Raw genomic sequence first — 23030 nt, forward strand, 5'->3', positions numbered from 1 at the left:
GTGCCACCACAACGCCAACCGCTCAGGCCAATCCCGGCACGCTGTGCGGTGGCGGGAGCCCGCCGTCACTTTGAGAGGACCAGCGTCCAGACAATCTTCTCCGCCTGCTCCCGGGCCGCCAGCAGAATGCGATTCAGGTGGTCGCCCCAGGCCCTCGTCAATTGGGGATCGTCGAGACCAATCCGTTCGACGGTCGCCGCCTGGACTTTCGGGTCGAACCGCGCGAACACGACAACCGGCGCTCTGGTTGCGGCCTTCGACGTCCCGCACGTCAGACGCAGCACGCCCAGGCCCTCCTCGCGAACATCACACGGTGTCATCAGGCTGAGCGTCACCTCGCGGGAGGGATGCCCGAGCGTCGCGCGATCGGCGATCGTCACGTCGCGACCGCGGTTGAGCCGCACGCTTCGCAGCCAGGACACGATGTCGGCCGAGGCCGGATACGCCGGTGCGATGTCCATGCGCAGTTCCGCCCCTTCAGCCGAGGCGGCGTAGGTCACGTCTCTTGCCGCCGCCTTCCTTCCCGCCATCTGCATCGCGCCGTTCACGGTGGGCAGGTTGTGGAAGGCCGACTGCATCTCCCAGATCTCGTAACGACGGTTGCTGAACGTCTGGGCCGTATACACCGGCCGCCCCGCGTCGACGACCACCGGAACGCCATCGACAAAGACGATGGCATTGCCGACGTCGTTGTGGTTATGGCTCTGATCGTTGTGGGCGCCCCACGCCGCGACATACAGGCCATCGGCCGAGCCCTCGCGGTCTCGTGCCGCCATCAACTGCATGTCCTCGCTCGGCAGCCACACGTCGCGCGGAAGCGGGGCCGGCGCGTCACGCTCTCTGGCCATCGCTTCCCATCCGAACAGGCTGAAGACGGCGCGGCCGATCGAGCGGTCGTCAAGCGCGAGAGCATCCTCGGTGGCGCCCGACGCCCCGAATGCCCGCAGGAGCGGTTCCCCGATGCTCACGCCGTAGCGGTACGCCAGCGCGCGATCGACCTCGACGCGCGGGTCGGAGTCGCCCACATCGACTACCCAGTCGCCGCTGATGCGCGCCCGGTAGGCGAACCGTCCCATGTTGGCGATGACCGGGTCGGCAAACTCGTTGATACGCCCACCCGACGCCGATTGCAGCAGCTCGAGCGACTCGAACACACTGGCGCCGGCCCTGGTCCAGTAGGCCGGCCCTTCATCACAGCTGCCGTCTTTCGGGTACGGGCCGAGGTACTTGTCGAGGCTCCTGAGCGCCTTGTGGACGATCTCCGCGCGCCGTTGGTGGGATGGCTCCACGAGCAACGCCGCCGCCAGCACGTTCGAGTTGATCCAGGGATTCCAGTTGTTCGGCCGGCTCGCGCGCGGGGCGAACCCCATCCACCAGAAGTCGTCCCGCGCCAGGTACGGCCCGAGCACGCGGCGTTCGACCTCGCGGGCCATGCGCGGCCGCACGAGCGGCGACACCTTGTCGAGCCGATCGCCAAGCAGATAGAGCGTCCACGCGAAGGAATGCGCCGTCTGCGCGGCGAACAAATCAACGATGGGCTCATCGGTGTCGGGAAGGCCGCCTTTGGCCTTCTGCGCCCCCTGGTGAGCCGGAACCGTCCACGACGATTCCTCGGCGATGGCCCACACCGTGTCGACAATCGCGTCGAGGAAACGGCCGCGGTCTTCGAGACACTCCCCCAGCACGAGCGCATGGAGGCGCGCCCGCCGACGGAACATCAGATCCTCGAAGCGAATTCGATTGCCGTTGCGCGTGTAGTCGAGAAACACCGTCGCCGGCAGCGCCGGGATGGCCTGCGCCAGCGCGCGCTGGGCCTCCTTCGTGATTCGCGCCTTCAGGCCGTCGCTGAGGGCACTCCACTTGTCCCGGTCGGCGATCGAGGGTGCCGGCTTCCACGCGGCGCGTGCGAGGAGCACCTCACGCAGCCGCGCGACCGGCCAGTCTGACGCGAGCACCGGCGGACTCTGGTGCGCGCTCGGCGGCTGATTCTGTGGCTGGGTCGCCACCGGTAGGGACAGGATGGCGACGCTGAAGACGATGAATGTGAAAGCGCGGCGGCGGATCATCGACATGCCAAAAGTATGCTCCAGAACGCCTGCCGCTCCCTGGGGCGATCCAGGGGATAGGCGAGAGGCGTGGGGCGTTGGTTGCCTAACGCCTCTCACCTCACGCCTCACGCCTGGTGGGATTCCGCTACTTGGCCGCGAGCACCTCGTCGGCCGTCTTCTTGACCGCGTCGATCGACTTCGCGAACGCGGCCTTCTCGGCCTCCGTCAGCTCGAGTTCAATGATCTTCTCGACGCCGTTCCTGCCAAGGATGACCGGTACGCCCACAAACAGCCCCTTCACGCCGTACTCGCCTTCGAGCAGCACGCACGACGCGATGATCTTCTTCTTGTCGTACACAATCGCTTCCACCATCTCCATGGCCGCGATGGCGGGCGACCAGAACGCCGAGACGCCAATCAGGCCGACGATCTCGCCGCCCGCCTTGCGCGTGCGGGCCTCGATCGCGCCCAGCGTCTTCTCGTCGACAAACTTGTTTACCGGCATGCCCGCCACCCGGCAGCAGCTCCGGATGGGCACCATGTCGTCGCCGTGGCCGCCGAGCACCAGGGCCTCGACGTTCTCGACCGACACCCCCGCTGCCTGCGCCACGAAATAGCGATAGCGCGCCGAATCGAGCGCCCCGGCCATCCCCATCAGCTTGTGCTTGGGCGGGCTCAGCTTCTGGTACAGCCTGAACACGATGGCGTCGAGCGGATTGGCAATCGAGATGACGATGGCGTTCGGGCAGAACTTCTTGATGGCGTCGGCGACGGCGTCGGTGATCTTCAGGTTGACCGCGAGCAGTTCCTCGCGGCTGGGAAACGTCCCGTCAGGCCGGACGGTGCGCGGCACACCGGCCGTGTTGATGATGAGGTCGGCGTCCTGCAGGACGTCGTATTCCTTGCCGGCGACGAACTTCACGTCGCTCTTGATGATGGGCGTGCCTTCCGCGATGTCGAGACACTTGCCCTTGGCGACATCCGGACCTTTCACGTCCACGAGCGCCACGGTCGCCGCCAGCTTGCGCTGGAACAGCTCCTGCGCCAGCACGCCGCCGATATTGCCGCCGCCGATGAGTCCGATCTTCTTGAGCATGGTATGAGTCCTCCACGACGGGCGGCCTGATGACCGCCCATGTCCACCCGATCGCCTGCGTTGGTTACATATGGCTGATGATCGTGTCCCCGAGCTATGAGGTCTTCGACTCGGTCGCGACTCGACCGCGAGCGATTATATCGCAAGCCTTCCTGGCGTCCACGACCTCAATCGGGCTTCAACGCCACCGGCGTTCCGGCGCCACCGGCCGCGTCCCCGCCTCATGCTATGATTCGCCGTGCACCCTTCGGCGACCCGCGACGCTGCCCCACGCCAAGCTGATCCACGGGTTTCTGTCGTCATCCCAGCCCGCTTCGCATCTACCCGGCTCCCCGGCAAACCGCTGGCCGATATTGGCGGCCAGACCATGATCGAACGCGTCTACCGCCGGGCGGCTGCGGCCCGTGGCATCTCGCGTGTGGTGGTCGCCACCGACGACGAACGCATCGCGCGGACCGTCAGGGCATTTGGCGGTGAAGCGATGATGACCAATCCGGCACACGAGAGCGGCACGGACCGGGTTGCCGAGGTCGCGCGCCAACTGGACACTGAGCTGGTCGTCAACGCGCAGGGCGACGAGCCTCTGCTCGCGCCCGAGGCCATCGAGCAGGTCATCGCGCCGATGCTGGGCGATCCGTCGATTGTGATGGGCACGCTCGGCTCGCCCCTCGACGAGGCACACGACCTGTCCAACCCGAATGTCGTCAAGGTGCTGGTCGATGGCCGAGGCTTCGCGATCTACTTCTCGCGAGCCGCCGTGCCCTATCGGTGCCAGGCGACGATACTCGGGACCTCGGTCCTGAAGCATGTCGGGATGTATGTCTACCGCCGCGACTTCTTGCTCGCGCTGGCCGCGCTTCCCCGCACGCCGCTGGAGCAGGCCGAATCGCTGGAGCAGTTGCGGGCGCTCGAACACGGCCATCGCATCAAGGTTGTTTACACCCGGTACCAATCCGTCTCGGTCGACACCCCCGAGGATCTCGAGCACGTCCGCCGGCTGGCGGCGGACGGACGGCTCACGTGAGAGACGTTATGGAAAGAAACGAACGGCAGCCAGTCAAATACATCTTCGTCACCGGCGGCGTGGTGTCGTCGCTTGGCAAGGGCCTGGCGGCGGCCTCGATCGGCTGCCTGCTCGAAGCGCATGGCTATCGGGTCACGTTGCAGAAGCTCGATCCCTACATCAACGTCGATCCGGGCACGATGAGCCCGTACCAGCACGGCGAGGTCTACGTGACCGACGATGGAGCCGAAACCGATCTCGATCTGGGCCATTACGAGCGGTTCACGAACACGAGAACGACGCGCAATCACAACTGGACCACCGGGCGCGTATACATGTCCGTGATTCAGAAGGAGCGGCGCGGCGATTACCTGGGGCGCACCATCCAGGTGATCCCGCACATCACCAACGAGATCAAGCAGTGCGTCGAGGGCGTCGCCAAAGACGTCGACGTCGTGATTGTCGAGATCGGCGGCACGGTGGGCGATATCGAGAGCCAGCCGTTCCTCGAGGCCATCCGCCAGCTGCGCCAGGATGTCGGCCGCGAGAACACGCTCTACGTCCACCTGACGCTGGTGCCGTTTATCGGCACGGCCGGCGAGTTGAAGACCAAGCCCACGCAACACAGCGTGCGCGACCTCCGGTCGCTCGGCATCCAACCCGACATCCTGCTCTGCCGCACCGACCGTGCGCTGCCGGGCGACATCAAGCGCAAGATCTCGCTCTTCTGCGACGTCAGCGAGGAGGCCGTGATCACAGCGCGGGACGTCGACACCATCTACGAGGTGCCGCTGGCCTTCGCCGATGAAGGACTCGATCGAATCGTGCTGAAGTACCTGCACCTGCCGCAGACCGAGAAGAACATGACGGCGTGGGAGGATCTGGTCGACCGGATCAAGCACCCCGAGCACGACATCACGATCCACGTGGTGGGCAAGTACGTCGAGCTGACCGATTCGTACAAGAGCCTCAATGAAGCGCTCTACCACGGCGGGTTCGCGCATCGCGCCCGGGTGAAGTTTCTCTGGGTCGAGGCCGAGGCGCTCGAACGTGACGGCGGCGAACACCTGCTCGATGACGCCGATGGCATCCTGGTGCCGGGTGGGTTCGGGATTCGCGGCACGCGCGGGATGATGCGCGCAGCCCGCATCGCCCGCGAGCGCCACATCCCGTATTTCGGCATCTGCTACGGCTTCCAGTGGGCCGCCGTGGATTTCGCCCGGAGCGTCTGCGGCCTCGAAGGCGCCGATTCGACCGAGTGCGACGAGCAGGCTCCGCACAAGGTCATCTACAAGCTGCGGGATCTGCTGGGCATCGATGACCTCGGCGGCACGATGCGGCTCGGCCAGTACCCGTGTGAGATCGTGCCGGGGTCGCTCGCCCACCGCATCTATGCCTCGACGGTGATCTCGGAGCGCCATCGACATCGCTACGAGTTCAACCGGTTGTACGAGCAGATCCTCGTGGAACACGGCGCGTGCATCTCCGGAAAGTCGCCGGACGGCAAGTTCGTCGAGATCATGGAACTGACGGACCACCCGTGGTACGTCGCGGTGCAATTCCACCCCGAGTTCCTCTCGAAGCCGCTTCGCCCGCACCCGCTGTTTGCCAGCTTCGTCGGGGCGAGCCTCGAACATCAGACGAAGCGACTGGACGCCCGCCGGGCCGAATCAGCCGTGTGACGGGGGGGCTATAATGACCACCGTGACACCGGTAACCATCGGCTCTGTGACCATCGGCGGCGGCCATCCGCTCGTCCTGGTTGGCGGCCCGTGCGTCATCGAGAGCGAGGCGCACGCCATCGGCCTCGGCTCCTCCATCGCCGATATCGCCAGCCGCTGCGGTGTCCCGTTCATCTTCAAGGCGTCGTTCGACAAGGCGAACCGCACGTCGCTGCGCTCGTACCGGGGTCCCGGCCTTGACGACGGCCTGCGCATCCTCGCGGCAGTCAAGGCCCAGCTGGGCGTGCCCGTGCTCACCGACATCCACGAACCCGGGCAGGCGGCGCGCGCGGCCGAGGTGGTCGACGTGCTGCAGATTCCCGCCTTCCTGTGCCGGCAGACCGACCTGCTGCTGGCGGCCGCACGCACGGGAAAGGCGATCAACATCAAGAAGGGCCAGTTCCTCGCGCCGCACGACATGCGGCACGCCATCGAGAAGATCACGTCGGCCAACAACCGCCAGATCATCGTGACCGAACGCGGCGCGTCGTTCGGTTACAACAACCTGGTGGTGGACATGCGGTCGTTTCCGATCCTCAGGGGCTTCGGGTTCCCGGTGGTGTTCGACGTCACGCACAGCCTGCAACTGCCGGGCGGCGGGGACGGCGTGACGGCGGGCCAGGCGCAGTACATCGACACGTTGGCGCCGGCCGGCGTGGCCGCTGGCATTGATGGGGTGTTTCTCGAAATCCACGAGAACCCGCCCGCAGCGTATAGCGACGCGCAGAATACCCTGGCGCTTGACGCCCTGGAACCCTTGCTGCGCCTGCTCGTCGGGATTGACGCGCTTCGCCGGGCCTCGGATGGGAGTCGGCCGTGACGATTGACCTGGACCTGGCGCGCAAGGTGCTCACCATTGAAGCCTCGGCGGTGCTCGGCCTGGTCGACCGTGTTGATGATCGGTTCTCGCAGGTCGTGACGCTGCTCTACCAATGCCAGGGCCGCGTGATCGTCACGGGCATGGGCAAGTCGGGCATCATCGCGCGGAAGATGGCGGCCACCTTCACGAGCACCGGTACGCCGGCCTTCTTTCTCCATCCGGCAGAGGCGGTCCACGGCGACCTTGGTGTCGTCCAAAGCAACGACGTCGTCGTGGCGTTGTCTTACACCGGAGAAACGGCTGAACTGCTCAGGCTGCTCGAGACCATCCGCCGGATTGGCGCCAAACTCGTGGCCATGACGGGATCGCCCTTGTCGACGCTCGGACGCGCGTCCGATATCGTCCTCGACTGCGGCGTGAGCGAGGAGGCCTGCCCGCTCAATCTCGCGCCGACCGCGAGCACGACGGCGGCGCTCGCGATGGGCGACGCGCTCGCGATGACCTTGCTGGTCGCCAAAGGATTCCGGCAGGAGGATTTCGAGTACCTCCACCCGGGCGGGGGACTCGGCAAGCGCCTGTTGCGCGCCGAGACGCTGATGCACACGGGAGTCCAGATGCCGGTGGTGTCGCTGGATACGCCGATGCCAGTCGTGCTGGCCGAGATCTCCGGCAAGCGACTTGGTATGACCTGCGTCACCAACGCCGACGGACGCCTAGCCGGCATCATCACCGACGGCGATATCAGGCGGCACCTGATTGACGGCGGCCTGCTCGAACGGCGGGCGGCGGACGTGATGACGGCGGGGCCCATCACCATTGAGCGAACGCTTCTGGCCGTGGAAGCGCTTGCCCTGATGGAACGGGGCAAGATCACCTCACTCGTCGTCGTCGACGCGGACCGCAGGTTGGAGGGCGTGCTGCACCTGCACGACCTCTGGCGCACGCAGATGTTCTGATGGAATCCTACACGACGTTCCTCGCGGCACTGCTCACCCTGCTCGTCGGCCTTGCGGCCGGCAAGGCCTGGGAGCGCTATAAGTTGCGGGAGGGACGCTGGATCGATCGACGGAAGGCGCGCGAGTCGCCGCACTACATCCTGGGGCTGAACTTCCTGGTCGCCAACCAGATCGACCGCGCCATTGATGAATTGAGCCGGGCGGCCCGGCTGCAGCCCGACGCGCTCGAGATCGAGATGATCCTGGGCAACCTGCATCGCGAAAAGGGGCAGGTCGGCCGGGCGATCACGATCCACCAGGCATTGCTGCAGCGGCCCAAGCTCACGCATCTCGAACACGCCTACATCCTGCTTTGTCTCGGCCTGGACTATAAGCGGGGCGGATTCGTCGATCGCGCTCTCGAGGCATTCAACGAGGTGCTTCGCCTCGATCCGCGGAATCCGTACGCGATGGTGAACCTCGAGAAACTACACGAAGAGCAGCACCAGTGGCAGGAGGCACGCGACGTGCGCCAGCGCCTCATCGACGTGACTGACGACGCTGAACAGCCGCGTCACCAGCAGATCCTGGCGTTTCTCGAGAACGAGATGGGTCGCGACAAACTCAAGCAGCTCGACTACGCCGCGGCAGCCGAACACTTCCTCTCGGCCATCAAGTTGGATGAACGGGTCATCCCGGCGCACCTCAGCCTGGGCGACGTCCGGTTTTTCGAAGGCAACTTTGCCGCCGCCGAGGCCGCCTGGGAACGCGTCGCGGAAGTGGCGCCCGAACGTGCGTACCTGGCGTTCGAGCGTCTCGAGTCGCTGCTGATGAAGCAGTCCGATACCCAGCGGTTCCAGGTGCTCTGCCGACGGCTGATCACCGCCAATCCGCAGGACTGGCGTGCCCACACGGCGCTGGCACGACACCTGCTCGCGCGCGGATCTGGCCACGAGGCGCTGGAGCTGCTGTTCGAAGCGCTGTCGCACAGCCCCCACGCCATCAAGGTCCACCAGGAGATCTGGCAGACGCTGGTCGCCCTCGGACTCGACGCGTCATTGGTCAAGCGCTACATCGAGCTGACGCGGCAGTCGGTGTTTTATCTGGACCCACACGTGTGCCAGCGATGCCACTATCGGAGCACCGAGCTGCTCTGGCAGTGCCCGCATTGTCACGAGTGGGACTCGTTTGTGGAAGACCGCATCGCGCCGGCGCAGGAAATTAGATAGCCCCGGCGTCACGCATGAGCGACTGCCAGACTGCGGTGGTCCGGCTGCGCGTGTCGTCGAGCGTGCCATCGGTCCAGATGACATAACTGGCGCGTCGGACCTTCTCGTCGAGCGGCATCTGCGCGGCCACACGCTGCCGCACTTCCGATTCGGGCAGTTTCGACCGTCGCATCACGCGCCGCACCTGGGTCTCCGGCTCACAGGCCACGACGACGGTCCTGTCGAAGTCGCCGTCCTTGCCAATCTCGAACAGCAACTGGATTTCCGCCACCGCCAGCACGCTGCCGCGAGCCGCCTGTGCGGCCATCCACTCCTGGATCGTCCGGTAGACCTCCGGGTGGATGATGGCTTCGAGATCCCGCCTCGCCTGATCGTCGCCAAAGACGATCTGGCCGAGCTTGCGGCGGTCGACATTGCCGTCGGGAAAGAGCACCTGCTCGCCGAACCTCATCCGCACAGCCGCCGCGCCTGGCGTGGCGCGGGCAATCACCGAGTGCGCGAGGGGATCGGCATCGAGAACCGGCGTACCGAGTTCGGCGAGCGCGACGAGCACGGCGCTCTTCCCCGTACCGATACCGCCGGTCATCGCCACACGTAGCATCAGGCGCTACCTCGCGAGGCGAGCCTCGGCAGCCCGAACGGTGTTGGCGAGCAGCAGGGCGATCGTGAGGGGCCCGACGCCGCCTGGCACAGGCGTGAGGGCGCCGGCCACCTCGGCGACGGCGGGATGCACGTCGCCGACGACGAGCGAACCGTTTCTCGCGAACGCCGCGAGCCTCGGGGATCCCGGCGCGAACAAGGCATCGACGACGGCACGATCGGTCACCTGTGTCGTGCCGACGTCGACGACGACAGCGCCAGGCTTGACAAAGTCCGGCGTCACAAATGCCGGCTTGCCGATCGCCGCCACGAGGATGTCGGCCGTCCGTGCGACGGCCGGCAGATCCCGCGTCCGCGAGTGGCAGATCGTGACGGTCGCGTGACGATGCAGCAGCATCATGGCCATCGGCTTCCCCACGATGTCGCTGCGCCCGATCACGACCGCGTGGGCGCCCTTGATGGGCACACCGGCACGCTCGAGCATCTCGATGACGCCGGTGGGCGTGCAGGCGGCGAGGCCTCCCCGGTTCTGGACAAGCCGCCCGACATTGACCGTGGTCAATCCGTCCACGTCCTTCGCCGGATCGATCGCGTCAATCACGCGCATCTCCGCTTCGTCGCCCATGCCCGCGGGAAGGGGCGACTGGACCAGGACGCCGTCGATGTCGTCGCGCCGGTTGAGACGGCCGACCGCATCGAGCACGTCCTGTACGTGCCGATCAGCCTCGACGCGAATCAATTCGGCATGGAGGCCGATCTCCTCGGCCTTCTTCAACTTGTTCCGGACGTAGATTTCGGAGGCGGGATCGTGGCCGGCCAGCACGATGCCGAGGCCGGGCGGCCGACCCATCGCGGCGGCGATAGCCGCGATGCGGGGCCGGAGTTCGTCGCGAATCGCGGCGGCGACGGAGGTTCCATCAAGGATGCGCGCAGCCATCGGGGTCGTTCCTCCTGAGAACCGTCATGCCGCCTGGGCGGCGGCCACTTCGAGTTCGCGAAGCCCGTCGGTGCGGCCGAGCACGACCAACTGGTCGCCCGCCTGCATCACCGCGTCTCCTGGAGGATTGAACTCCATACGCCCGCCCCGGCGCTGGATGCCGACCACGATCAGGCCGAACCGCTGACGCACGTTGGCCTCGATGATGGTCTGTCCGACCAGTCCGCTGTGGTCGGCGATGGTCACCTGCTCGATGGCGAGTTCGGGATTGCCCGATCGGGTCGCGAGTTCGAAGAAGTCCACGACGGCCGGACGCAGCGCCGTCTGGGCCAACTCCCGAGCCCCGATGCGGTACGGCGACACGACCCGGTTCGCGCCCGCGCGCAGCAGTTTGCGCTCCGCGTCCGCGGTCTCGGCGCGGCCGATGATGTACAGATCGGGCCGGATGTCGCGGGCCGTGAGCACGGCGTAAACGTTCTCGGCGTCGGTCCCGACGGCGGCGATCAGTCCCCGCGCCCGATCGATGCCCACGCGTCTCAGCACCTCTTCGCTGCTCGCGTCGGCCACCACGGCGAGGCCGCGCTGTTCGATGACCTCGTGCACCCGCTCCGGGTCCCGCTCGATGACCACGTACGGCACGTGCTGCCGGCGCAGTTCCTCGACGATGGTGCTGCCGATCCGGCCGTATCCGCACACGATGAAATGATCGCGCAGTTGTTCGAGCATACGCTGCCGCCGCCGGCGCTCGAGGCGCTGGTGAAGCCCTCCTTCGACCACAAGTGACGCCAGCAGCGTGAACGTGTAAAAGGCCGTTCCGACGCCCGCGACGATCACGCCGACCGTGAACACCTCGCCCGCCCGCGAGAGCGGATGAACCTCTCTGAACCCGACCGTCGTGATGGTGGTCACGGTCATGTAGAAGCCGTCCCACGGGGACCAGCCTTCGATGACCACATAGCCCACGCTGCCGCCGGCCAGCACGACAAGCAAAAGGGCGACGGCCAGCCACGGCCCGCGGACCCGGCTGAACCAGTCGCCCTTCGACATACCCAAGGCTCTCAGTCTAAAGCCTAACCCTTGGCGCCCGCCGCGAGCCGCTTGCGCAACTCGCTGTGACGGCGGCCATATCCGAAGTAGATGGCGATGCCGATTGCCATCCAGATGATCAGCCGCTCCCACGTGGGAAGCGGGAGGCTGGCCATCAGCGCCAACGACACGAGCGCCGACAGGATCGGCACCAGCGGCACCAGCGGCGTTCGGAACGGCGCCTTGACGTCGGGCCGATTCTTCCGGAGGAAGATAATCCCGAGCGACACGATGACGAAGGCGAGCAGCGTCCCGACACTGACCAGTTCGCCCAGGATACTGATCTTCGTGAAGCCCGCGGCGAGCGCGACGGCGACGCCGGTCACGATCGTGGTGATGTGCGGGGTGCGGAACCGCGGGTGAATCTTCTTCGCCCAGGCCGGCAGCAACCCGTCTTTGGCCATCGAGTAGAAAATGCGAGGCTGGCCGAGCATCATCACGACCATCACGGAGCTCAGGCCGGCAATCGCGCCGAGCTTGACGAGGAAGGGCAACATCCCAACGAACCCCGCCCACGCCGTGCCCTGCGCCTGTACGCGTGCCGCGTCGATGGCCACCGCCATCGGCGCCGGGACGCCCAACTGCGTGTACGGCACCAGCCCGACCATGACCAGCGAGACCGCCAAGTAGAGCACGGTGCAAATCACGAGCGATCCGAGAATACCGATGGGCATGTCACGCTGCGGGTTCTTCGCTTCTTGCGCGGCGGTCGAGACGGCATCGAATCCGATGTAGGCGAAGAAGATCACCCCGGCTCCACGCGCAATGCCACTCCACCCAAAGTAGCCGAATTCTCCGGTGTTGGGCGGAATAAACGGCGTCCAGTTCGCGCGGTTCACGAACGCGGCGCCGGCGATGATCACCAGCAGGACCACGGCCACTTTCACGATGACGATCACCGAGTTGACGTTGGCGGATTCCTGAATCCCGACAATGAGCAGCATCGTGACAACCACCGTGATGAGCACGGCCGGAAGGTTGAAGACCGCCGTGACCGAACTGCCATCGACAAGCGTCACCACGGTCCCTGGCGCCGCACTCAGGGCGGCCGGGAACTGGATGCCAAAATCGTGGAGGAAGCTGACGACATATCCTGACCAGCCGACGGCCACTGTGGCCGCGCCGAGGGCATACTCGAGAATCAGGTCCCACCCGATGATCCAGGCGACAAACTCGCCGAGCGTCGCGTAGCCGTACGTGTACGCCGAACCGGCAATCGGCACGCTCGACGCAAATTCCGCGTAGCACAGGCCCGCCAACGCGCTGGCCACTCCGGCCAGCACCATCGACAGCACGATCGCCGGCCCTGCGTACTGCGCGGCGGCCTGCCCGGTCAGGACGAAAATGCCGGTCCCGATAATCGCACCAATTCCAAGGGTGATGAGGTTGACGGGTCCGAGCACGCGCTTCAGACTATGCTCGCCGGTTTCGGCCGCCTCGGCCCTCAACTGCTCCATCGACTTCGTGGCCCACATCGACATCAGATGGTCCTCCAAGTAGCGACACGTAAACGCCCGGGGTCCAGTCATCCGCCGCAGGCGCAGTAACCGCCAGGGTGCGGGCATTATACATGGACGGCAAGGGCAGGCGAAGCGCCTATCGCCGCCTTCGCCCTGAGCCCCTGGACGTTGCTCGGGGCTCCCTGAGCGTAGTCGAAGGGAGTTTGTCGAAGGGCTACGGCGTGCCAAGGGCGCGAAGGAAAGCGCGAGTCCGGCCGGCGGGATCGTCGGTTGACAGCAGGTCGGAGACGACCGCCACTGAATCGGCTCCCGCGCGAATCACATCTGGCGCGTGTTCGAGCGTGATGCCGCCAATGGCAACCAGCGGCATCCTGGCTCCGTTTGTCTGAGTGGCGTGCTCGGCAAGGATGCGCGCCGCCCGCCGAACCAGATCCAATCCTCCCGCCGGGTAGCCCGTCTCCTTTGTACCGGTAGTGAACACGGGCCCAACCGCCAGGTACGACACCGGCTCGGTCAAACCATCGCTCAGCTGAGTGTCCGTGTACGTCGACAGTCCGACGAGCGCCCTGGCACCCAGCATGTCGCGCACCCGGCGCGGGGGCAGGTCGTCCTGCCCGACGTGCGCCCCATCGGCTGCCGCCATGGCGGCGACATCCACACGGTCGTTGATGATGATGTGCGCCCCGGCCGGCCGGGCCTTGTCCACCAGGCGTTCGGCCCAGCGCAGGAAATCACGTCCGGACGCCAGCTTCGCGCGGAGTTGAATCAGCCGGGCGCCGCCATCGAGAAAGGCGCCGGCCAGGTCGGCCACCGTCCAGCCGGCGCGCAACGCGACGTCGGCATCAACGATGGCGTAGAGGGGTGAAAGCAACACGCAGCCTACACCGCTTCGGCCAGCCCGTTCGACTTCGGTGCGGCGAGGAACCGTTCCATGAACCCGGTATTCAATCTGCCGGCGATGAAGTCGGGAGACTCCAGAATCCTGCGATGAAGCGGGATGGAGGTCTTGATGCCCTCGATCACTGTCATGTCCAGCGCGCGCCGCATCCGGGCAATCGCTTCGTCGCGGTCCCGGCCGAAGGCCATGATCTTGGCGATCATGGAATCGTAGTATGGGGTGACGGTGGCGTCGGCATACATCGCCGTATCCACGCGGATCCCAGGCCCGCCGGGGATGCTGAATGTCCTGATGGTACCCGGCGACGGGATGAACGTGTCGGGACACTCGGCATTGACGCGGCACTCGATCGCATGGCCCCTGAAGGTGATGTCGGACTGGCGAAACGACAGCCGTTCGCCGGCAGCGATGCGGATTTGCTCCTTAACGATGTCGACATTGGTCACCAGTTCGGTGACGCCGTGTTCGACCTGGAGCCGGGTGTTGGCCTCCATGAAGTAGAACTTGCCTTCCTCGTCCATCAGGAATTCGAACGTGCCCGCGTTGGTGTACTGAACGCGGCGCGCCGCGTCGACGACGATGGCGCCCATCTTCCTGCGGATTTTGTCGGTGAGCGCGGGCGACGGCGACTCCTCGATCAGTTTCTGGTGCCGACGCTGAATCGAGCATTCGCGTTCGCCGAGGTGCACGACGTGGCCGGTATGATCGCCGAGGATCTGGAACTCGATGTGCCGGGGATTCTCGAGGTACTTCTCGACGTAGATGTCCGGCACGCCAAACGCCGCCTCGGCTTCGCGCGACGCCGTCCGGTAGGCCCGGGACATCTCCGACGGATTCCGGACGACGCGCATGCCGCGCCCGCCGCCTCCGGCGGTGGCCTTGATGATAACGGGATAGCCGATGTCCTGGGCGATCTTCAGGGCCTGATCTTCGCTGTCCAGCGTGCCTTCGGATCCGGGAAGCACGGGCACGCCCGCCTTCTTCATCGCCCGGCGCGCGCGCGCCTTGTCACCCATCAGGCGGATCACCTGCGGATTCGGACCGATGAACTTGATATGGCAGGCTTCGCACACCTCGGCCAGATATGCGCTCTCCGACAGAAACCCGTAACCCGGGTGGATGGCATCCGCGCCCGTGATCTCGGCGGCGCTGATGATGGCTGGCACGTTCAGGTAGCTGTCGGTCGCGCGGGGAGGACCGATGCACACGTCCTGGTCGGCAAACCGGACGTGCAGCGTCTCTTCGTCGGCTTCCGAATACACCGCGACGGTCTTGATGCCCATTTCCCGGCACGCCAGAATGACGCGCAGGGCAATCTCGCCACGGTTGGCGATCAGGATTTTCTTGAACATCACTTCACCCTGACGGCGAACAGACGCTCTCCGTACTGAACCGCCTGGGCATTCTCGACGTAGACGGCCACAACCTCTCCGTCGTAGTCGCACTCAATCTCGTTCATCAGCTTCATCGCTTCGATGATGCAGAGCACCTGGCCCTTCTTCACATGCGCACCGGTTTCGACAAACGGCGGCGCTCCGGGCTCGGGCGCCCGGTAGAAGGTGCCGACAATCGGCGACTTGACGATGGCCATGTCGGCGCCGACAGGTTCCGTGCTCGATGCCGGCCGCGCCTCAGCGAGCCGTGCGGCCGTTGGCTGGGCCGCGCCAGGAAACGGGGCCACTGCGACCGACGGCAGGGGCGCATACGACGGCGCGCTTTGCACCTGGACGAACTGTGGGGGTCCGGCCTTTTTGACCTTGATCTTGGTCCCGTCAACCTCGAGCTCGAACTCGGTCAAATCGTGCTCACGCACGAGTTCGAGAATGCTTCGAATCTCGTCGACATTCATGACGCTATACCACCAGAAGCTTGCGGGAGACGTGGGTCAACAGTTCGGCTCCGCCCGCCACCACAGCCACATCGTCCTCTATCCGAACCCCGCCGAGGCCAGCGACGTAGGCGCCCGGCTCGACGGTGATGACCAGACCCGGCTCCAGCACCTCGTCCCGCGACACAGGGGCAACGCCCGGGACATCGGTGCGAAGTGGGCCGACTCGGGGCTCTTCGTGCACTTCGAGGCCGAGGCCGTGCCCGGTGGCGTGTCCAAACGCCGGGCCAAGACCGTGCCGCTCCAGCACGCCCCTGGCTGCCTGATCGACCTCGCTGACCCGTACGCCCGGCCGGATGACAGCTAGCGCGGCCGTCTGGGCCTCGAAAACCGCGTCGTAGAGACGCTGCGCCTCGGCCGACGGCTCACCCACGCAGACGGTGCGGGTCAGGTCGACGCAGTATCCGTCGTACACCCCCCCGAAGTCCAGTACGACCAGGTCGCCCGGCGTGAGAGCCCGGGGCCCTGGCCGGGCATGCGGAAGAGCAGAATTCGGTCCTGACGCCACGATGGTGTCGAACGCCGGCCCCTCAAATCCGCCCTTTTTCAGCCGAAAATCAATCTCCGCGGCAATGTCGCGCTCGACCTGTCCCACCCGGATGGACGCCAGGACGTCGGCGGCCACCCGGTCCAGCAGCTCGCCCGCCTGCCTGAACGCCGCCAGTTCCGCCGGGTCCTTCCGAAGACGCTCGGACTCAACCCGGCGGTCGCTTGGCACCAGCTCGACCCTGGCGCTCCCATGACTGGCCAGGTCCTCCAGGGCTGCAACAATCCACTGGTGCCGCCGGACAGACAAATAGCCTGATTCGAAGCCGACCCGTAGCAGCCGGGTCTGGTCGATCACCCCGACCAGCGTCGCGTCGTAGGTCGGGTCGACCGGCACGAGTCGGAAGGCCGGGCAGGTGGGCGCGACCGACTCCCGGACCGCCGTGACGTAGCGGCCGTCGGTGATGAAGACCAGCTCGTCTCGCGTCAGCACGGCGATGGCCGCGCTGCCGTCAAATCCCGTCAGGTAACGGACATTGGGCAGGTGGGTGACCACCAGCGCGTCGAGCCGGTCTGTATCAAATGTGCGACGCACCCGCTCGTGGCGGGCCTGCAGCAGGTCTGCGGTCAGATTAGGCATATTCTGATGGGGATTTTCTCACAATTCGTGGGCCGGCGGCGTTGGCGTCTCCGAACTACGCCCTTCGACTCACAAATTCGGCCGCGAATTTATTCGCTCAGGACTTCGCCCTTCGACTCACGGGTCGCCCACAGACGCGTTCGCTCAGGACTAGGCCCTTCGACTCACGGGTCGCCCACAAACGCGTTCGCTCAGGACTGGGCCCTTCGACTCACGGGTCGCCCACAAACGCGTTCGCTCAGAACTGGGCCCTTCGACTCACGGGTCGCCCACAAACGCGTTCGCTCAGGACTTCGCCGGGTAGAGTCGGCCCCGCCGTTCGGCCATGATCGCCTCGAGCCAGCGATGAAGGTAGGCCGACACGCGCCGTCCGCGAGCCTGATCGGGGCCGTCGGCGGCCGTCGCCGCCGCAGCGGCGCCCACGTCACCCCATGACGCCCCGTGCCGTGGGGCACCGGCAGCGGTCTTCTGTCCGACCTCGCGGCGGAGATCCCGCACCAGCTGTTCGATGCCCGGATCGCTGCCCGCCAACTCGAACGCGTTCTTGAATTGCTCAATGGCCTCGGGCAGCTCGCCACGGCGGCGGTGCACCTCCGCCAGACCGCGAATCGCGGCGAGATTCTCGGGGGCGTGCTTCAGCACGTCGGTCAATTCCCGGTAGGCATCATCGGTTTCGCCAAGCTCCAGGAGGGCTCGCCCGAGCGTGACGCGGGCGGAGGTATATCCTGGATGCCGTTTCAGGCCTGCCGTGCACACCTCGATCGCCTCGCGAAAACTGCCCGCCAGCCGGTACTCCTCGGCCAGCTGGGCAAAGGCAATCGACGCCGGATCCTTCTGGATCCGGCGCCGAAGATTGTCAATCCGCGGGTTGTCGGGCATCGCTACTGGATGATAACCGTGACCGTCGTTGTACCCACACGGTCCCGGCTGTCCGTGATCGTAAGCCTGACAGTATACGTGCCCCCGCTGACGTATTGGTGCGAGGGGTTGTCGTTGGACGCCGTGTTGTTGACCCCGGAGGCGGCGTCGCCAAAGTCCCATGCCCACGTGCGAATCGTCGCACCGCTGTACAGTCTTGAACCAACAGAGCTGAAGCCGATGGTGATGGGGTGTGCCCCCGTGGTCGGCGAGAACGTGACCACTGGCTCGGGGTTCCCCGTCCCGACCGTGACCGTCGCGGACTTCGCACCAGTTCGGCCCGCGCTGTCGGTCACGACGAGGTTGACGACGTAGGTTCCGGCCTGAGTGTACGAGTGGGAGATGATCCGGGTCCCGACGCAGGTTGAATCCCCTGGGCAGGTGACAATCGGCGTCCCGTCGCCGAAGTTCCAGGCGAGGTTGGTAATCGTCTGGCCCTGCGCGGTCGTGGACGACGACGCGTCGAAGACGACGTTGTCGGAAACGACCGGTCCGGTCGGCGAGGACGTGAAGTTTGCCGTCGGCGCCGGTGGATTTCCAACCGTGACGGTCTGTACCGCCGATGTCACGCTCTGGCCCACTTCATCGGTCACCTTCAACTGAACCGAGTACGTCCCGGCGGTCGTGTACGAGGTGAACGTCGTCACCCCCGTCCCGGTGAAGCCAGCGACGTTGCCGAACGACCATGCGTAGGACACGATTGTGTGTCCCGCGCCAGGCGTGGATGTCGAACCATTGAAGAAGACACTCTCGTTGACGCCGGGAGACGACGGCGAGAAGGTGAAGGTTGCCGTCGGCGGAGTCGCACCAGACGCGGTGACGGTCACATTGTTCGTGGTGCTCGCCGTGCTGCCGTTGCTGTCGGTCACGATCAGCCGCACCACGTAGGTCGCCGCCGATGCGTACGTGTGCGTCGGGTTCACCCCGGTGCCGGTGGACGAATCGCCGAAGTCCCACGTGTAGCCGGTGATCGGGAACTGACTGGACGACCCACTGGCGTTGAAGGACACAACCTGGCCCGTGGTCGGCGCCGTCGGCGAGAAACTGAAATGCGCCACAGATCCGCCGGCTCCAATCCCGACGGTCTTCGTGGCGGTGTTCTTCTTACCAAGATCATCGGTGACCGTGAGCGACACAACGTATTCCTGGACCGCAGGATAGCTCGTGGATACGTTCGCACCGGTTGCCGTCTGGTCGTTGCCGAAGTCCCATGCGTAGCTGACGACGGTCCTGCCGGCCGCCGCGGTCGACCCGGTTCCATTGAAGAAGATCCGCTGGTTGACCACCGGATTGGTGGGCGAGAACACGAAACTCGCCGTCGGCGACGAGGTATCTCTGACGGTGACATCTCCGGTCGTGGTCCCGGTGAGGCCCCGGTCGTCTGCTACGGTCAGCCGGACGGTGAAGGTGCCTCCCTCCACGAACCGGTGTGTGACCGGCGAACCGCTTCCGGTCGAACCGTCGCCGAAGTCCCAGGCGTACGTGACGATGCGCGCGCCGGTGACGGTGCTGAGCCCGCCATCGAACACGACGTCAGTTCCGGCGAGAGGGTTGTTGGGCGTAAAGGCCATGACGGCCTTGGGCGCGTTCGAGGGAGGAATAACAATGCCAGGCGAGGTGAGGCGGATGGTGACGCTTCGGGCCGTCGCTCCGGCGGCGTCGGCGCCTACCGGCGTCGCGAGAATCGTGACCGACGACAACACGTCGGCCGCCGATTGTGGCGCGTCGGGCGCGGTGTAGGAGGCCGTGGCCCGCCCATCACCACCGGTCACGAGTTGTTTGCTGGAGAGTTGCCCGAAGTCGGCGACCACGCCGTTTACCCTGGTCTCCAGACGGATGGGCAGATTCGCAATCGGCTGACTGCGGGCGTCGCGCGCCTGAATGGTGATCTGCGACTGCGAGGCGCCGTCCTGCGTGATGGTGTCCGGGCTCGCGTAGATCGTAATCGCGGTCGCCAGTTCCGAAGGCCCCGCCAGCGGCGGTGCATCCTGCGTCTTGGCCTTGCAGCCAAGGCTGCCCGCCAACGCCACTCCCGCGATCAGTGCGACGACGTTGATTCTACGCGTCATGGTCCTGCCCCGTCCCCATGCAGCCCGTGCTGCGCTCATTACGAACTCTCCGGCCGGCCGCTCGCATCCGTTGCGGGCGCGATCAATCGCGCCCCTACGTCAAATCGGGTCGTCCCAATCACCCACGTCAGATCGGGTCGCCTCAATCACGCCCGTCAGGCCGGGTCGGCCCAGTCGGCAAAGTTCACCGAGATGGTGCCCGTCACGGACACCTGATTGCCGTTCTGGTCCTGCCCGTAGAACGTCACGTCGGCGAGCGTGGAGATGATGATGTCTCCCCCGCTGCCGCGCAGTTCCGCCAGCGGCGACTCGAGTTTGGCCTGCGCCCGGACCAGGACGAAGACCAGCGAACCGCCGGCCGAGTCGAAGGTGCCGGTGGCCGCGCCGTCAAACGCATAGGGCACGTCGACGCCCTGCGTGTTCCGGCCATCCGATCGCCGGAACGACACGTGGGAGCGCGTCACGGTCACCCAGTTGGTGGTCGTCGGCGCGTTGGGCGACGCGGCGGTGCCGGGGTCCTTGAGCGCCATGCGCAACGTGACCTTGCCCGGGTCCTCGTAGATGCTGCCCTTGGTCAGCACGTCGGACTGCAGAGTGGTCGAGAAGGTGTCGGGCTTAGCGCCCGATGCCGCCTGCAGCAAATCGATGAGGAGGTACGACGAGGCCCGTCCCGTCGAATTCATCTGCCCGCACGCGCTGATCGCCGCCAGCGCCAGGGTGAGGAAGCCGCAGCCGATCCATCGCGAAGCGGCGCGTCGGGTGTGCCATCTGTCCTGCATATCGCCTTCTCCTGCCCTCTATCCGCCGGCTACCGGCGGATCCGCGGCGTGATGAAAATCAGAAGCTCACGGTTCTCGTCGGTGAACGAGTCACGCTTAAACAGCCACCCGAGCAGCGGGATCCGCGACATCACGGGCACCTTGTCGTTCTGTGCCTGCTCCTGGCTCACGACAATGCCGCCGATGACGATGGTGTCGTTATCGTTGACGAGCACCTGGGTCCAGGCACGCTGCGTGTTGATCGGGGGAATGCCGTTGACCGCCTTCGAAAAGTCAGCGCTCGAGTTCTCGAGCTTGACGTCCATGATGACGGTGTTCGACGCGGTGATCTGCGGCCGCACCTTCAAGGTGAGCGCGGCGTCCTTGAAAGTGACCGTCGTGGTGTTGTTCGACACCACCTGGATCGGGATCTGGATGCCCTGCGTCATCTCCGCTTCGTAGTTGTTCTGCATCATCACGCGGGGTGACGAAAGCACGCGGAGATTGCCCTTCTGCTCGAGCGCGGAGAGCGCCACGTCGAGATTGAAGGCGCCGTTGACCGAGCCCATCGCCAGGCCGACCGCGCTGCTGGCGGCGGTGACGCCCAGGTTGACCGCGTTGTTCAGGGCCCCGCCCTGCGCGGTCTGCGACGTGCCGCCGCTGCGGCCGCTGACCCCGACCTGGTTCGGGAAGGTGATCGGCGTCGTGTTGGCCAGTTGCGGCACGGCCCTGCCCGACAGGCCCCACTGCACGCCAAGAGCGCGGGCGCTGTCGCGCGACGTCTGGACGATGCGGGCCTCGACTTCCACCTGCGGCTCGGGGCGATCGAGCGTGTTGACCAACTGCGAGGCCCGTTCGAGCGCCGCCGGCAGGTCGCTGATGATGAGCGTGTTTGTCCGCGGATCCACCTGCACGTCGCCGCGCTTTGTCAGCACGCTCTTCAGCAACAGCATCTGCATGTCGGCAGCCTTCGCATAGCTCAACGTCTTGGTCAGCACCTTCAGCTCGCCCGAGGTGGCCTGCGCTTCCTTCAGCTTCTGGCGTGCCGCTTCTTCGGCGGCGAGGTCGTCCAGTTTCGCGATCCGCACGACGTTGTTCTCAATGGTGTAGCCTAACTTGTTGGCGCCGAGGATCTGCTCGAGCGCCTGATCCCACGGCACGTCCTTCAAGACGATGTCGACGGTCCCGTTGATGCTGGGATCGACGATGACGTTGAGACCACTGATCTCGGTGAAGCTGCGCAGGACCGCTCGCAAGTCGGCCTGCTGGAAGTCGAAGCTGATCAGGTGGCCGGTGTACTTTTTGACGCCCTGGCCAGACGGATCGGCCTGCGTTGCCTGGGCCGGAGCCGGTATTGTGACGTTCGGGGCCGGGGCAGCCGGCGGTGCGGGTTTCACCTCGGGCTGCGGGGCTGCCGCAGGCGGAGGCTCGGGTCGAGGAGTCTGGGGCGGCACCACGCCAGGCGTCGGCGATGGCGCAGGGGTTGGCGGCACGGCCGGCGTCGGGTCAAGGAGGATCGTGAGGCCGGACTCGGTTGTCTCGACGCGATGCGCGACCGGATATTTAAGATCAATGACGGCGCGCGTGACGAGCGGCTGCCAACTGTTGATGGCCACTCGGATCTTATCGATCGGTCCCTTCCCCACCGCCGTGACCGCCGGCACCTTGGTGAGGACCTGCGGGAAGTCGATCACGAGTCGGGCTGGCAGCAACCTGGTTGGCTCGACCGACGAGGGCTCTAGTCGGCCCGTGCCGGTGAATCGCACGCGAGTGCCGTCGGGCCCGGTCGTGATTTCGATCCCGGTCAACGTACCTACGACGCCTGGCTGCTCGGCCGTCGACGGCTTCTGGGCGGCCGGTGAAGCAGACTCCGCCGGCGCCTTGACGGGCGGCTTGACGACGGTCTGCGGGGCTGCTGCCGGAGCCGACGACTCGCCCTGCGGCACGGCGGACGCCGCACGCGGGCCCGCGCCGGAGGCTCCGATGGCCGCATCACCGAGGCGCGCGCCGAACTCGACGATCACCGTGTTCCACCTGCTGCGCACGGTCGGTCTGCCGGGCTTGGCGAGCGTCAGCTTGACGCGGGCGATGCTGGTGCCGTCATCGGCTTTCGCGGCTTCAACGCTCAGGTCAGAGAGCACGCCCTTCTGTTTCTCGAGGAACGGTGATGATCCGATCGTGACATCGCGCAGGTCTACCAGTAGCGTCAGGGGGTCCGGCTGCGCCGTCACGTAGGCGACCGGCTCGCTAGTCTCGATCACGACGGCCGTCGCGCGCCCCTCGATCCGGGTCGAGACATTCACCAGCCGTGCCCTGCCCAAGCCGTCGCCGGCAACGTGCAGGGGCGAGATCAGAAGCACTACGCCTGCCACCAGCCAGACCAGGCGGCCCGCTCGCGTCATCCGGCGATTCGACGATTCTTGGCGGCCCATCGACAT

At 65.9% G+C, this 23030-nt stretch carries 19 protein-coding genes; 5 read left to right on the plus strand and 14 right to left on the minus strand.

Going from position 1 to position 23030, the window contains the following annotated elements:
• Positions 1-65 precede the first annotated feature (65 nt).
• Both NT151_12085 and NT151_12090 read right to left on the minus strand, forming a co-directional pair.
• Positions 66-2072, minus strand: coding sequence for a heparinase II/III family protein (locus NT151_12085; GenBank protein ID MCX6539654.1), 2007 nt, complete (start codon positions 2070-2072; stop codon positions 66-68).
• A gap of 121 nt (positions 2073-2193) precedes the next feature.
• The gene (locus NT151_12090) at positions 2194-3144 is read right to left on the minus strand and encodes a malate dehydrogenase (protein MCX6539655.1); all 951 of its coding nucleotides are present in this window, start codon (positions 3142-3144) and stop codon (positions 2194-2196) included.
• A 238-nt stretch (positions 3145-3382) separates the two neighbouring features.
• On the opposite strand from NT151_12090, the gene kdsB reads away from it, so the two are divergent.
• The 5 genes from kdsB to NT151_12115 are packed head-to-tail and all read left to right on the plus strand — an operon-like array spanning position 3383 to position 8852.
• Positions 3383-4168, plus strand: coding sequence for a 3-deoxy-manno-octulosonate cytidylyltransferase (gene kdsB / locus NT151_12095; GenBank protein MCX6539656.1), 786 nt, complete (start codon positions 3383-3385; stop codon positions 4166-4168).
• An 8-nt stretch (positions 4169-4176) separates the two neighbouring features.
• Entirely contained in the window at positions 4177-5829 is a 1653-nt protein-coding gene (locus tag NT151_12100; protein ID MCX6539657.1) for a CTP synthase, read from the plus strand.
• A 13-nt stretch (positions 5830-5842) separates the two neighbouring features.
• Positions 5843-6688: a 3-deoxy-8-phosphooctulonate synthase gene (gene kdsA, locus NT151_12105; protein ID MCX6539658.1), complete on the plus strand. Its 846-nt coding sequence runs from the start codon at positions 5843-5845 to the stop codon at positions 6686-6688.
• Positions 6685-7644: a KpsF/GutQ family sugar-phosphate isomerase gene (locus tag NT151_12110; GenBank protein MCX6539659.1), complete on the plus strand. Its 960-nt coding sequence runs from the start codon at positions 6685-6687 to the stop codon at positions 7642-7644. The genes kdsA and NT151_12110 overlap by 4 nt, the downstream gene beginning before the upstream one ends.
• Entirely contained in the window at positions 7644-8852 is a 1209-nt protein-coding gene (locus tag NT151_12115; GenBank protein MCX6539660.1) for a tetratricopeptide repeat protein, read from the plus strand. The genes NT151_12110 and NT151_12115 overlap by 1 nt, the downstream gene beginning before the upstream one ends.
• On the opposite strand, the gene coaE is transcribed toward NT151_12115, so the two are convergent.
• The 12 genes from coaE to pilQ form a co-directional block, all read right to left on the minus strand.
• Entirely contained in the window at positions 8845-9453 is a 609-nt protein-coding gene (coaE, locus tag NT151_12120) for a dephospho-CoA kinase (GenBank protein MCX6539661.1), read from the minus strand. The two genes, NT151_12115 and coaE, sit on opposite strands and share 8 nt — an antisense overlap.
• A gap of 6 nt (positions 9454-9459) precedes the next feature.
• Positions 9460-10389, minus strand: a complete 930-nt coding sequence (locus NT151_12125) for a bifunctional 5,10-methylenetetrahydrofolate dehydrogenase/5,10-methenyltetrahydrofolate cyclohydrolase (protein ID MCX6539662.1) — start codon at positions 10387-10389, stop codon at positions 9460-9462.
• A gap of 24 nt (positions 10390-10413) precedes the next feature.
• Complete coding sequence (locus NT151_12130) at positions 10414-11436, minus strand: potassium channel protein (protein MCX6539663.1); 1023 nt, start codon at positions 11434-11436, stop codon at positions 10414-10416.
• Positions 11437-11459: 23 nt separating this feature from the next.
• Complete coding sequence (locus NT151_12135) at positions 11460-12956, minus strand: amino acid permease (GenBank protein MCX6539664.1); 1497 nt, start codon at positions 12954-12956, stop codon at positions 11460-11462.
• A 193-nt stretch (positions 12957-13149) separates the two neighbouring features.
• Positions 13150-13809 carry a thiamine phosphate synthase gene (gene thiE / locus NT151_12140; GenBank protein MCX6539665.1) on the minus strand — a complete coding sequence of 220 codons (660 nt, stop codon included), beginning with the start codon at positions 13807-13809 and terminating at the stop codon, positions 13150-13152.
• A gap of 5 nt (positions 13810-13814) precedes the next feature.
• Positions 13815-15185, minus strand: a complete 1371-nt coding sequence (gene accC / locus NT151_12145) for an acetyl-CoA carboxylase biotin carboxylase subunit (protein ID MCX6539666.1) — start codon at positions 15183-15185, stop codon at positions 13815-13817.
• On the minus strand, positions 15185-15682 hold the full coding sequence (accB, locus tag NT151_12150; GenBank protein MCX6539667.1) for an acetyl-CoA carboxylase biotin carboxyl carrier protein: 498 nt from the start codon (positions 15680-15682) through the stop codon (positions 15185-15187). The genes accC and accB overlap by 1 nt, the downstream gene beginning before the upstream one ends.
• A 4-nt stretch (positions 15683-15686) precedes the next feature.
• Positions 15687-16847, minus strand: a complete 1161-nt coding sequence (locus NT151_12155; protein ID MCX6539668.1) for a Xaa-Pro peptidase family protein — start codon at positions 16845-16847, stop codon at positions 15687-15689.
• A gap of 285 nt (positions 16848-17132) precedes the next feature.
• On the minus strand, positions 17133-17726 hold the full coding sequence (locus NT151_12160; GenBank protein ID MCX6539669.1) for a tetratricopeptide repeat protein: 594 nt from the start codon (positions 17724-17726) through the stop codon (positions 17133-17135).
• Positions 17727-17728: 2 nt separating this feature from the next.
• The gene (locus NT151_12165) at positions 17729-19834 is read right to left on the minus strand and encodes a PKD domain-containing protein (protein ID MCX6539670.1); all 2106 of its coding nucleotides are present in this window, start codon (positions 19832-19834) and stop codon (positions 17729-17731) included.
• 155 nt (positions 19835-19989) lie between these two features.
• The gene (locus NT151_12170) at positions 19990-20613 is read right to left on the minus strand and encodes a hypothetical protein (protein ID MCX6539671.1); all 624 of its coding nucleotides are present in this window, start codon (positions 20611-20613) and stop codon (positions 19990-19992) included.
• A 29-nt stretch (positions 20614-20642) separates the two neighbouring features.
• A complete protein-coding gene (pilQ, locus tag NT151_12175; GenBank protein ID MCX6539672.1) occupies positions 20643-23030 on the minus strand; it encodes a type IV pilus secretin PilQ in 2388 nt (795 codons plus the stop codon).

The sequence above is a fragment of the Acidobacteriota bacterium genome, from assembly GCA_026393675.1.
In the GTDB taxonomy this organism is placed as follows: domain Bacteria; phylum Acidobacteriota; class Vicinamibacteria; order Vicinamibacterales; family JAKQTR01; genus JBAXOX01.